This window comes from Flavobacterium sp. FlaQc-47 (assembly GCF_044006475.1).
In the GTDB taxonomy this organism is placed as follows: domain Bacteria; phylum Bacteroidota; class Bacteroidia; order Flavobacteriales; family Flavobacteriaceae; genus Flavobacterium.
This window is the reverse complement of record NZ_JBIPCQ010000007.1, coordinates 1-13,872: the sequence shown is the minus strand read 5'-3', so window position 1 is coordinate 13,872 and position 13,872 is coordinate 1. Positions and strand designations below refer to the sequence as shown.

General features: G+C 34.2%; 8 protein-coding genes. 7 read left to right on the top strand and 1 reads right to left on the bottom strand.

The window, feature by feature from the left end:
* Positions 1–157 precede the first annotated feature (157 nt).
* Positions 158–1,600 (top strand): tagaturonate reductase, encoded by a 1,443-nt coding sequence (locus ACHRVX_RS19625; RefSeq protein ID WP_395335335.1) that lies wholly within the window; start codon positions 158–160, stop codon positions 1,598–1,600.
* Between the two features lie 96 nt (positions 1,601–1,696).
* Positions 1,697–3,313, top strand: a complete 1,617-nt coding sequence (locus ACHRVX_RS19620) for a UxaA family hydrolase (protein ID WP_395335332.1) — start codon at positions 1,697–1,699, stop codon at positions 3,311–3,313.
* Between the two features lie 576 nt (positions 3,314–3,889).
* On the opposite strand, the gene ACHRVX_RS19615 is transcribed toward ACHRVX_RS19620, so the two are convergent.
* Positions 3,890–4,918: a LacI family DNA-binding transcriptional regulator gene (locus ACHRVX_RS19615; protein ID WP_213294186.1), complete on the bottom strand. Its 1,029-nt coding sequence runs from the start codon at positions 4,916–4,918 to the stop codon at positions 3,890–3,892.
* 284 nt (positions 4,919–5,202) lie between these two features.
* On the opposite strand from ACHRVX_RS19615, the gene ACHRVX_RS19610 reads away from it, so the two are divergent.
* The 5 genes from ACHRVX_RS19610 to ACHRVX_RS19590 all read left to right on the top strand — a co-directional run bounded on the left by ACHRVX_RS19610 (position 5,203) and on the right by ACHRVX_RS19590 (position 13,459).
* Positions 5,203–6,642 carry a glycoside hydrolase family 28 protein gene (locus ACHRVX_RS19610; protein ID WP_395335329.1) on the top strand — a complete coding sequence of 480 codons (1,440 nt, stop codon included), beginning with the start codon at positions 5,203–5,205 and terminating at the stop codon, positions 6,640–6,642.
* Between the two features lie 35 nt (positions 6,643–6,677).
* Positions 6,678–9,797 carry a SusC/RagA family TonB-linked outer membrane protein gene (locus ACHRVX_RS19605; RefSeq protein WP_395335327.1) on the top strand — a complete coding sequence of 1,040 codons (3,120 nt, stop codon included), beginning with the start codon at positions 6,678–6,680 and terminating at the stop codon, positions 9,795–9,797.
* A gap of 11 nt (positions 9,798–9,808) precedes the next feature.
* Positions 9,809–11,446 carry a RagB/SusD family nutrient uptake outer membrane protein gene (locus tag ACHRVX_RS19600; protein ID WP_395335325.1) on the top strand — a complete coding sequence of 546 codons (1,638 nt, stop codon included), beginning with the start codon at positions 9,809–9,811 and terminating at the stop codon, positions 11,444–11,446.
* A 100-nt stretch (positions 11,447–11,546) separates the two neighbouring features.
* Positions 11,547–12,482, top strand: a complete 936-nt coding sequence (locus ACHRVX_RS19595) for an alpha/beta hydrolase fold domain-containing protein (protein ID WP_395335322.1) — start codon at positions 11,547–11,549, stop codon at positions 12,480–12,482.
* A gap of 11 nt (positions 12,483–12,493) precedes the next feature.
* Entirely contained in the window at positions 12,494–13,459 is a 966-nt protein-coding gene (locus ACHRVX_RS19590) for a DUF4861 family protein (protein ID WP_395335317.1), read from the top strand.
* Positions 13,460–13,872: the final 413 nt, after the last annotated feature.

Sequence of the window (13,872 nt, the reverse complement as noted above, 5' to 3'; positions counted from 1 at the left end):
ATTGTAATTGAACATTACGCTTGGTAAAATAAATTTTGTCATTCCTCACTTCAAAATTTGTTTTCCTCACACAAGTGTAATGTTTCTTTTACAGTTTGAGAAATTAAAAAAAACAGTAAGGATTTAGTGGTTATGTGTAACACTTTAAAGATTTAAAATGAAACAGTTAAACAGAAAAAATACAGGATTAGAAAAATTACAGCCCATTAAGGTAGTTCAGTTTGGAGAAGGGAATTTCTTGAGAGCTTTTGTTGATTATGCTTTTCACAAATTAAATAAAGAAGTTGATTTTAATGCTGGTATTGCAATCGTTCAACCTTTGAAAGATGGTATGGTCAATATGATTAACGATCAGGATGGTCTTTATACGTTGTTTATGAACGGAATTAAAAAAGGCGAAAAAATACAAGATATTGAGTTAATCACTAATATTGTAAAAGCTATAAATCCATATACTGAATTTGTAGATTATTTGGCTTTAGCCAAAGAAGAAGAACTTCAGTTTATTGTTTCAAATACAACTGAAGCCGGAATTGAATTCATTGAAAGTGATACTCCGGATATGCAACCGCCGGTCTCATTTCCAGCAAAGCTGACTGTTTTACTATATGAAAGATTCAAACATTTCAATGGAGATGCTTCTAAAGCAGTTACTATTATTCCTTGTGAATTGATTGATTATAACTCAGAAACGCTGAAAAAATATATTTTACAATATGTTGATTTATGGAAATTAGAGGATGCATTTAAAACTTGGGTATCAGATGCTTGTACGTATCACAGTACTTTGGTTGACAGAATTGTTCCGGGATATCCAAGAGCTGAAATTGAAGAATACAATAATAAATTAGACTATCAGGACAACTTAATTGTAGCTGCTGAACCTTTCTTCCTTTGGGCTATTGAAGGTGGCGATGCTTTAAAAGCAAAATTACCGTTTGATAAAACAGATTTGAATGTAAAAATCGTTGATGATATACGTCCCTTTAAAATGATTAAAGTTCGTATTTTAAACGGTGCACACACGGCAATGGTTCCTTTTTCACTTTTGTATGGTAACAAATTAGTAATGGAAACGGTTGATGGAGATTTTACCGGAAAATTTGTAGACGGCGTTATTAGTGAAATTAGTGAAACGCTTGATATGGATAAAAATGAGATTACCGCTTATTCTGAAGAGGTAATGGACCGATTTAAAAATCCATTTATCAAACATGCATTGGCAGATATAGCATTAAATTCTATTTCAAAATTCAAAGTAAGAGTTTTACCTAGTTTATTAGGATATTATAATACTAACAAAAAATTACCTGTTAATTTGACTTTTTCATTAGCGAGTTTAATTCAGTTTTACAAAGGAACCTGGAACAACGAAGCATTGCCTGTAAAAGATTCTCCGGAAATTGTTGAAGCATTTAAAAACGCATGGCAATTAGAAACTGCCCAATTAGTTGTAGCTAAGATATTAGCGAATACAGAATTCTGGGGTGAAGATTTAACTAAAATCAATGGTTTGTCTGAAGCTTTAGTAATAGCCTTAAATGAGATTGAAGAAAACGGAATAGAAAAAGGATTTGCTAATTTCAGCAAACAATATTAATTGAAATAGTTTTCTAAGATTCCAAGTTCCTAAGTTTTTGGGACGATCTCAGAAACTTAGCATCTTAGAAACTTAGCAACTTAAAAAATAAAAATCATGCAAAAGAAATTAATAAAAGTAAACCCTTCAGATAATGTCGCCGTGGCATTAGTAAATCTGGTTGCTGGTGAGGTAATCAATTTTGAAGGACAAGATATTACAATCGTATCTGATGTAAAAATGAAACATAAAATCGCCATGCATACTTTTGAAGTAGGTGAGCGTATTATTATGTATGGTGTTTTGGTAGGAAAAGCAAGTGCCAAAATTGAAAAAGGCGGACTTTTATCTACAGAAAATGTAAAACATGAAAGTGATAAGGTGACCGGTAAAACGGAAACTATTGGCTGGAATGTTCCTAATATTGATAAATGGAAAGACAGAACATGGCAGGGATATCACAGAGAAGACGGGCAAGTTGGAACTGAGAATGTTTGGTTATTTTTTCCGTTAGTATTTTGTGAAAACAGAAATATCGAAATCTTAAAAGATATTTTTGAAAAGGAATTAATGAAGCCTAAAGAAAACGATTATCAATTACTGCTTCGTTCTTTAGTAAAAACAGAAACTGGCGGTACAGGAAATGAAGCGGCTTCAAACGAAGCTAATTTATTCAATAATATCGAAGTTAAATTTATCACACATCAGGGTGGTTGTGGCGGAATTCGTCAGGATTCACATAGTCTGGCGAAGTTATTGGCTGGTTATGTAAATAATCCTAACGTGGCTGGGGCAACGGTTTTGAGTTTGGGTTGTCAGAACTTACAAATCCAGATTTTCAAAGATGCCTTAGATGCGATTAATCCAAACAGTAAAAAACCTGTTTTGATTTACGATCAGCAACAAATAGGAACAATTGAAACAATGTTAGGAAGTGTTGTAAAAGATACATTTGAAGCAATTAAAAAAGCAAACGATATACAAAGAACTCCAGCTCCATTGTCTAAATTAAGAATTGGTTTAGAATGTGGTGGATCTGACGGTTTCTCAGGAATTTCAGCTAATCCAACATTAGGAGTGTTATCTGATAATTTAGTGGCTTTAGGAGGAACTACAATTCTTTCTGAATTTCCTGAATTATGTGGAGTAGAACAGGAATTGGTAAACCGTTGTGTGGATGATAAGGACGGAAAACGTTTCTTAGACTTAATGCAGTGGTACGAAAAAACGGTTGTTGATGCTGGTTCAGGTTTTGATATGAATCCGTCTCCGGGTAACATTAAAGACGGTTTGATTACAGACGCGATGAAATCTGCTGGTGCTGCCAAAAAAGGAGGAACTTCACCAATAGTAGGTGTTTACGATTACGGAGAATATATCAATGAACCAGGTTTTACATTGTTATGTACCCCTGGAAATGATGTTGAATGTACAACTGCAATGGTAGGTTCAGGAGCCAATATGGTATTATTTACAACAGGTTTGGGAACGCCAACAGGAAACCCAATTGCACCGGTTGTAAAAATTTCATCCAACACGCAACTAGCCAATAAAATGTCGGACATTATTGATATCGATACTGGTGGAATTATCACAGGAGAAAAATCTATTAATGAAATGGCAGATGAAATGTTAGAATTTATCATAGATGTTGCAAGTGGTACAATCAAAACCAAAGCAGCAATCTTAAACCAAAATGATTTTATTCCTTGGAAAAGAGGAGTTTCTTTATAGATTGAAACTTTTCACCATATAAGTTATATAAGTTCATATTATATACGATTTTTATAAAAAGGCAGCTCATTTATGGGCTGTCTTTTTGTTTTTTAAATTTTACCATATAAGTTATATAAGTTCATATTATATAGGATGTTTATAAAAAGGCAGCTCATTTAAGGGCTGTCTTTTTGTTTTTTAAATTTTACCATGTAAGTTATATAAGTTCATATTATATACGATGTTTATAAAAAGGCAGCTCATTTAAGGGCTGTCTTTTTGTTTTTAAATTTTACCATGTAAGTTATATAAGTTAATTTTAGTACTTCGCTTATTATTTGTGCAGTTTGCAAAATATGCTACATTTAGCAAAGTTATCGTAAAGTTTGTCACTTCGACGAAGGAGAAATCTCCGCGAGAAGCTCGACAAAGATTGACGATTATGATTGCGGAGTTACTTGCGGAGATTTCTCCTTCGTCGAAATGACAAAAAATGAGAAAAAAAACAAAAAGGCAGCCCTTAAATGAGCTGCCTTTTTGACTATGTTCAATATATTAAATGAACTTATATAACTTATATGGTGAAAAAAAAGATTAAATAGTACTTCTGGACGAAGATTTACGAATATGTAATTCAGGAGCCAGAACTACCTTTTTTTCTATTTTAATTGTATCGGTTTTGTCCACTTGTTCAAGGAAAACACGTGCAGCCATTTTCCCCATTTCAAGCGGAGACTGATCTACAGAAGTAATGGATAATTCCATGAATTTAGTAAAAGGTTCATTACTGAAACCCGCTACACAAAACTCTTTTGGGATACTGATGTTTCTTTCTTTTAATTCCTGAATCGCTCCTAAAGCTGCGAAATCACTCGAAGAGAATATAGCGTCCGGTGGAGTTTCTAATTGTAATAAAATATCAACGGCTTCTTTTCCGGCATCAACACTACTTTTTACAGGAATTACATATTCCTCTTTAAAAATCATTCCGTTATCCAGTAAAGCTTGTTTGTATCCTAAAAACCTGTTCTTAAAAATCTCCAGAGATTGATCTCCTGATAAATGCGCAATACATCTGCAGCCTTCGTTGATTAAGTGTTTTGTAGTTAGATATCCGCCTTTAAAGTCATTGATAGTTACCGAGCTTACGCCATCAATATGTTTACTTCTGTCAAAAAATATAAGCGGGACATTTTTTTCTAAAACATTGCGAAAAGCACCGTCATTTTCTGTAGTGACATCGGTAACCGACATTAAAATTCCGTCGACCTGGGCATCTATTAAGGTATATAGATTTTCGTTTTCTCTTTTTGGGCTTTCATGAGTCTGGCAAATAATTACCTGATAACCATGAGGATGCAATTCTTCTTCGATTCCCCTAATAACAGAGGCAAAAAAGTTACTGTCTATACGCGGAACGATAACACCTATATTATTGCTTCGTCCGCTTTTTAAAGCCAGCGCTAATTTGTTTTGCTTGTAGTTCATTGCAGCAGCCGTTTTAATAACCAACTCGCGCGTGCTTTCTTTAATCTTCGGATTGTTGTTTAACGCCCGTGAAACCGTCGCAGCGGTGATATTCAATTTCTCAGCAATATCGTAAATGGTTATTTTTTCGCTCATTAATGTGGTTTTTTCAAATTAGTTACAGACAAAAATACATTTTTTTTTATAACGTTACACAAATTGTTATCGATTACCATAAATTATAATTACATCGTTTTCGATTCTACAATGATAATAAATTATATGTTTTTTTACATTAAGTGTAATTATAATTCCTAATAAAAATTAAATATATAATTTATTTCCAAATAAATTTGGTGCAATGGAACTTATTTTATATTTTCGTGTAATCGATTACATATTTACATTGTTTTGAATCTGAAACAATAAATACTACCCAAATGATTGTAAATAAGGTTATAGCACTAAAGTCAGTTTTAATTTCCAGTGTAGTTGCTGTAATAGTATCATCATGTGCGAAACAGACTTCAAAAATTTCCGATTCAGATCCATGGAAAAAAATGGAATTAATCGTTAAAAGTATTCCTGCAACTCAATTTCCGGATAAAACATTTAATATAAATGATTTTGGTGCTGTAGCCGATGGAAAAACATCTAATACAGCAGCTTTTGAAAAAGCAATTAAAGCCTGTTCACAAAATGGTGGCGGAAAAGTCCTTGTTCCTAACGGGAAATATCTAACAGGTCCAATACATTTAGAAAGTAATGTGAATTTACATTTAGAAGATAAGGCAGAGATTTTATTCAGCATTGATCCTAAAGACTATCCAATTGTTCATACTTCATGGGAAGGAACAGAGTTGATGAATTATTCTCCTCTTATATACGCTAAAAATAAAACCAATGTTGCCATAACCGGAAAAGGAACTCTTAATGGTCAGGCTAATGCCACAAACTGGTGGATTTGGTCCGGTGGTAAAGATTACGGCTGGAAAAAAGGAATTGCTTCTCAAAATGATCCTGAAAATCGTGAGGTTTTGGTTGACATGGCAGAAAGAAATGTTCCGGTAGCTGAAAGAGTTTTTGGTGAAGGACGTTATTTACGCCCTAATTTTATTGAGTTTTTTGAGTGTAATACAGTTTTAGTAAAAGATATAACGGTTATAAATGCTCCGTTTTGGATTTTACATCCTATCAAAACAAATAATATCATAATTGATGGTGTAACGGTAAACAGCCACGGACCTAATAATGACGGTTGTGATCCTGAATATTCGCAAAATGTAATTATTAAAAACTGCACCTTTAATACAGGAGATGATTGTATTGCCATTAAAGCAGGTCGTGATGCTGATGGAAGAAGAGTAGCGATCCCAAGTAAAAATATAATAGTTCAAAACTGTAAAATGATCGATGGTCATGGCGGGGTTGTTATTGGCAGTGAGATTTCGGCTGGAGTGAATAATGTTTTTGTTGAAAATTGTGTTATGGACAGTCCAAATTTGGATCGTGCCATTCGAATTAAAACAAATTCAAAAAGAGGCGGCGTTATCGAAGATGTTTTTGTTCGCAACCTTAAGGTAGGAACCGTGAAGGAATCTGTGTTGCTGGTAACCATGTTCTATAATGTTTACGGCTCGCAAACGGGAAATTTTATACCAACGGTAAGAAACATCAATCTTGAAAATGTGACAGTAAAAAATGGAGGAAAGTTTGCCGTATGGGCAGAAGGATATGAGCAATCTCCCGTAGAAAATATTACACTTAAAAATGTTACGGTAGATAAAGTAGACAAAGTGTCTTCATTAAAAAATGTAAAAAACATCAATTTTATAAATACGATTGTGAATGAAAAAAAAGTAGAAAATACTAAAAATTAAAAACTTTCAATTAACCAAACTATTAAAACCACATTATGAACTTTAAACAATTATCAAAGAAAAAAACAAAATACAATCTTGTATTTTTATTTTTCCTGAATTTTCTGTTGAGCTCCACAATTTACGCTCAATCGACTACGATAGAAGGAAAAATCACAGATGCTGCGGGATTATCCCTTCCGGGTGTAAATATCCAGGAAAAAGGAACTAAAAATGGTACCTCTACAGATTTTGAGGGAAGTTTTAAAATGAATGTCACAAATAATAAAGCAATCTTAATAGTTAGTTATTTAGGATTTCAGACACAGGAAGTTAGTATTGCAGGAAAATCTAAAGTAAATGTTAGTCTTGCTGAACAATCAAACTCACTTAATGAAGTTGTTGTGGTAGGATACGGATCTGTAAAAAAGACAGATTTAACAGGTTCTGTAAGTACTATCAGCGCTGCAACTATTACCGAAAGAAACACAACAAGTGCTTTAGAAGCTATTCAGGGAAGTACTCCCGGAGTTCAGATTACTTCAAGTACAGGAAGAGCTTCTGATGGATTTAATGTTGTCATTAGAGGTAATAATTCCTTAATTGCGGGTTCAACTCCATTGTATGTTGTTGATGGTGTGCCTACTGACGGGATTGACTTTTTAAATCCTCAGGATATTGCGAGAATGGATGTCTTGAAAGATGCGTCTTCTGCAGCTATTTATGGTTCAAGAGGAGCATCGGGAGTTATCATCGTTACAACAAAAAGCGGTTTAAGTGCTAAGTCCGGAATCACGGTTACTTTTGATTCATCTTATGGTACAAAAACAGCAGCCAGACTTCCTAAAATGATGAATGGTGAAGAATGGTGGAAATTTCACCAGACCGCTTATATGAGCGCAACACCTACAACGCAAACTCCGGCGCAACTTGCGGCATTAGCAGGAAATCAAAGTCCTTTGTTAGTTTCAAGAGCTAATAGCGGTTATAATTTTGACTGGTATGATGCAGTATTGAAATCCGGAATGACCGAAAATAATTATGTGAATATCTCAGGACGTTCTGACTCCGGATTAAGCTATAATTTAGGTTTTGGAGTTCAGGGTGACAGAGGTTTGATTGATAAAGATTCAATGGACAAATACTCTTTTAAATTAGGATTAAATCACAAAATAAATGATAAATTTTCTACAGGTGCAAATGTAACAATCGCAAATGTTGACTCGCAATTAGGGAGTGATTTAGCGATGCAGGAAGCTTTTAGATTAAGTCCGCTTATGTCTCCTTATGCAATTGATGCAGCAGGAAATGAAAAAAGAGGCGAGTTGTTTTTCTTACCTGGAAAATTAACGTATCCTGATGGTTCATGGGCGATTAACAAAACCAGTTCTGTGAACCCATTGGTAGAAATTGCTAATTCATCCCAAACAGAAAAAACATGGCAAACAGTTGGAAATCTTTATTTTCAATACCAGCCTATAAATTGGCTGTCTTTCAAAACCACTTTTTCAGCGGGAATTTTAAGTGCTAAAAATGGTAAAGCTTACGGCGCTCAATCAAATGCGGGTGTGACTTTGAACAACAAAAACTCTTCTTCTCTTGAAAATGTAAACAACTTCAATTACACTTGGGATAACCAAATTGACTTGAAACATACTTTTAATGAAGTTCATGATTTTAGCGTTTTATTACTTCAAAGTATTTATTCTAATAAAGATGAAAGTTCCTTTTTATCTTCAAACACACAACCTTTTGATACAGGCGTAGACAATATTGGCTCAGGAGTTCAATCGAGCTATGTTGTAAAATCAGCTTATGCAAAAAATACCCTGAACTCTTATGCAGTACGTTTGAATTATGCATTTAGAGACAAATATTTATTAACGGCGTCTACAAGATGGGATGGTTCATCTGTATTGGCAGAAGGCGTAAAATGGGAAAGTTTCCCATCATTAGCATTGGGTTGGAAAATTAGCAAAGAATCATTTTTAGCCGGAAACAATACAGTTTCAGACTTAAAATTAAGAGCAAGTGTTGGATATACCGGAAACGATAATGTTGCACCATATACTTCGCAGGCATTGTTGAACCAACAAACATTTTATGCAAATGGTTCAGTTGTAGTTCCGGGATGGCAATCAGAAAACTTGGCAAACCAACAGTTAACCTGGGAAAAAACAAGAGAATTCAACTTAGGTCTTGATTTTGGTTTCTTAAAAAACAGAATTACGGGTAGTGTTGATGTTTATGACAGACTATCTGATGATTTGATCTATAAACAACAATTACCACCGGAATCAGGTTATATTAATACTTTTTCAAACGTAGGATCGGTAAGTAATAAAGGTATTGAGGTTTTATTAACGACTAAAAATATCAAATCAAAACTGGTTACCTGGGAAACTACTTTTACTTTCACTAAAAACGTGAATAAATTAGAATCTATTTACAATCAGGACAAAGTAAGTGATATAGGTAATAAATTGATTCTAGGATCTCCTCTTCCTAATCCGGCTTTTAACTCTTATAATTATGTTTACGATGGTGTATGGCAGGAAAGTGAAGCAGCTCAGGCAGCATCATTTGGACAAGCTCCGGGACAGGCAAGACCTAAAGATTTAAACGGTGACGGTAAATTCAATCAGGATGACAGAACAGTAATTGGTAATCCAAATCCGGAGTGGCAGGGAAGTTTTTATTCTAAATTGAATGTAGGTCAGTTTGACTTTAGTTTTTCTGTAATCACAAGTCAGGGGCAAACTGTATTGAGCAGCTTTCACCAAAACTTTGCTGATGTAAGTGACAGAGGGCGTCAAAAAATAGCAATGGATTATTTTATCCCTACAAATGGTACAGGTATTCCGGCTAATGCAAATAATGAAAATCCAAGACCGGGACCTGTAGCGACTGGTGCAGGAGCATATTGGTCTTCAGGTTTTGCTTATTACAGAGATGCATCATACACAAAAATTAAAAATATATCTCTGGGATATACATTTGAGCCAGATTTACTTAAGAAACTGAAAATGAGTAATTTTAGAATTTATGTAAATGTTTTAGATCCGTTTGTTTTTACAAATTTCGATGGATACGATCCGGAATGGGCAGGTTCAGCTTTTGGAGTTAACCGTCCGGCATCTGTTACAACGCAATTGGGTTTAAGTGTTAAATTTTAATAAGATACAAAATGAAAAAGATACTATTAATTTTAGGAATAATCGCAACTACTTTTACTGCATGCAGTGATTATATTGAAGAAGAATCGCTTTCTAACGTTCCTGCTGATGCAACATATAAAACAGCATCAGGATTCCAGTTACTGGTAAACTCAGACTATGCAAGGCTAAAAGCAATTTATGGAGGTGATCCGTGGTTGTTTGAAGCAGGAACAGATATGTATGCCGAAGGAAGAACCGCAGAACCGGCTGGTTTAAGCCAATATACATTATTGATTCCTTCATCAACAGGCGTAGAGCAATTGTACAATACGTGTTATCTGGCCATACAATCGGTTAATAAAACGGTGTATTATTCAACTCTTACAGAACAAAACCCAAATGTGAGTGTGCTAGTGGGTGAAGCAAAATTTATCAGAGCACAAGCTTACTTTTTATTGGTGCAAACGTATGGTGGAGTTGCAATTGTAGATGAAAATATTACCACTCCGGTTTTATCATTCACAAGAAATAGTGCCGAAGAAGTGTATGCTCATATTATAGCAGACTTAGACAGCGCGCTGGCTACTGTGGGAACAGGAGCTTATGGTGCATCTGGAAAAGTAAACAAAAGAGCCGTAAACGATTTATTGGCAAAAGTTTATTTAACAAGAGGGTACGAAACATTTGGTAAAGCAGATGATTTTGCAAAAGCAGCGGCTTATGCTGATGCAGCAATTGCAGGGCAAGCTTTAAATGTTCCTTTTGCAGATTTGTTTAAACCGGCAAATGATTTGAATGTGGAGACAATTTTCTCTGTTCAGTACGATAAAAATTCAACCAGTACAGATCCTACAAAATTAGGAAATAACCAGTTCTATTATTTCAGTTCTTATTTAGGCGGAAGTGAAACCAAAGGCGGAGCTCCATTAAGAAGTTATAATTTACTCCCAACAGGTTATGCTTTAGGTTTGTATACTAAAGATGATAAAAGATGGGCAGGGACTTTCATGAATGAAGTTTATGAAAACTATTATGACTTTTTTAGAGTTGCTGATAAAACAACTTTGAAAGTGAAACATTTTTATGCGCCAAAATGGTTTACAGCAGCCGATAAAACAGCTTATTTAGCAACGGCAAAATTAGCAACAGGATTTGTTTACCATCCGTGGGGAGAATATTCTGCAGAATACACACTGACAAAAAATATCGATTACCAGACTATTCCAGTGAAGAAATTTGATGATCCTGAATTGACAACACCTTCAAGTACAGGTCCTGTAAGTACCAGAGATATTATCGTGGCAAGACTGGGAGAAACGTATTTAGTAGCTGCCGAAGCGTATTTAAAAGCGGGTAATCCTGCAACAGGTTTAGACCGTTTAAACGAAGTAAGAAGAAGAGCCGGAGTTGCAAATGCGACTGCTGCTGAATTCAATATAGATTATATCTTAGATGAAAGAGGTAGAGAATTGGTAGGGGAATACAAACGTTGGTTCGATTTAAAACGCACAGGAACTTTAGTAGCGAGAGCTTCGGCTTATAATTACCGAATCAAAGCAGCTAATTTTGTTGGAGTAGGCGGTCAGCTTAAAATTTTAAGACCAATCCCACAAACAGCATTGGATTTAAACCAAAATAAAGATTTCCCTCAGAATCCTGGTTATTAGTAATTTGAAAGTTTTTTGAGATTTTATTTTTTGAAGAAGTTAAAAAGGAGTTCGGTTATGAATCGGACTCCTTTCTTAACTAAAAATTAGTTCGGCTGAAATGAAAAGAATATTGTTTATTTTATTACTTGTTACTCAAATTGGTATTGCGCAAAGGCACTACGATATTGACACGTCATATACCGTAAAAAGTACGTATGCAAAACTAATCAAGAAATATCCTTTCATAAAAATTGCCGAAGCAAATAAAGCAGTAAATGATACTCAGATTGAAAATGTAGTGTATTATAAAGATCAAAACAGAGCATTACATTTAGATGCTTATTTTAATACAAAACAAAAAAGAAAACCTGCTGTAATCATGATTCATGGCGGCGGATGGAGATCAGGAAATAAAAATCAAATGCAGGTTATGGCACAGGAAATCACCTCAAAAGGATATTCTTGTTTTGCAATTGAATACAGATTATCGCTTGAAGCAAAATATCCACAGGGAATTTATGATGTAAAAAATGCTATTAAGTTTATAAAAGATAATGCGAAAAAATTCAATGTTGATCCAGACAAAATTGCGGTTTTAGGATGCTCTTCGGGAGGTCAAATGGCAGCATTGATTGGTACAACAAATGAAGATTCAGCTTTAGAAGACAAACAATACAAAAGTAAATCGTCTTCAAACGTTCAGGCCATTATTGATGTAGACGGAGTATTGGCTTTTAAACATCCTGAATCGAGTGAAGGAGAAATGGCATCGTTTTGGCTTGGAGGTTCTTATGAAGAAAATCCGGAGAACTGGAAACAGGCATCGGCTTTAAGCCATACTAATAAAAATACACCGCCAACACTGTTTATCAACAGCAGTTTTGACCGGTTTCATGCAGGAAGAGACGATATGATTGCGATTTTAAATCAGAATAATATCTATAATGAGGTAAAAACAATTCAGGATTCGCCTCATTCCTTTTGGTTTTTTCAGCCATGGTTTGACGAAACAATACTTTACAGCATAAAATTTTTAGACAGAATATTTAAATAATTACAATAAAAATGAAAACAAAAATCACATTAGCAACCTTACTTTTAGTTGGTATTACGACAGTTAACGCTCAGAAATACGATATAAAAACAGCTAAAACGTATGCCGAAATATCTGCAAAAACAGATGGAAAATGGGAAGGTCGTAAGTACAAAGGCGGAACTGTTTTTAAAAATGTTGACAGATTAAAATTAGCTCCGGAACATACAGACCATTCCTTTGATATTCGTTACGAAGGTCCGGGATGGGAAAGTAACCGAATTGGATATCGTTTGTATCTGGACTGGAGAAATGCGATTGATATTTTCGGAAAGAAAACTTCTGCCAATATTTTGCCATTAGTTGGTCAGGATAATTTTGATTCATACCACGAAATGAGTGATTGGGGAGCAGATATCCTGAAAGCAGGGAAAGGAATCGGGATTGGTTCTATTGACCGTTATTTAAACAATGAAAAATTACATTTCCGTGAAGTAGACTCCACTATTGCAACTGTAGTAAATAAAACCAATGAATCTGGCGTAAAAGTAAATTATTACGGATGGAAAACAGCAACGGATAAAATCAATTTTACATCAGAATTAACGATTAAACCGGATCAGCTTTATACACAGCACACAATTAAGGCATCAACAGCAATAAAAGGAATTTGCACCGGAATTGTAAAGCAAAAAAACACCGAACTGCTTAAAAAAGAAAGTAAAAATAAAAAATGGGCTTATTTAGCGACTTATGGTGAACAATCACTGGTGCCGGATAAATTAGGAATGGCAATTTTTTATGAAGTCAAAACAATTGAAAATATTGCCGACACTGATTTAGATTACCTCTTAGTTTTTAAACCAACTACAAAAGCAACATCATTTTACTTTTTAGGCGCCTGGGAACAAGAACCAAACGGTATTAAAACAAAAGATGAATTTGTAAAATATTTAGATGAAAAACTTGATGTCTTGAACAAAAAAGGGAAAATCTAAAAATAAATTAAAGATTAAAAATTAAAAAATCTGCTCCATCTGCAAAATCTGCGTGAAAAATTATTTTCAACACATAGAAACATAGATTTTTTTAGTTTTAGAAGAATACAAATTAAGCTCGCTTATTCACATAGTAAACTAATGTGATTTTATGTAAAAGTAAAACGACTTTTTATCAGTTCAAATAGCTATGTTTCTATGTGTTAAAAAAAAGTATGTGTAATCAATTTAATCCTTTATTCAGATGGCTATTGGGACTGTGTGAAAAATTATTTTGAACACATAGGAAACATAGATTTTTTTAGTTTTAGAAGAATACAAATTAAGCTCGCTTATTCACATAGTAACTAATGTGTTTTTATGTAAAAGTAAAACGACTTTTTATCAGTTCAAATTGCTATGTTTCTATGTGT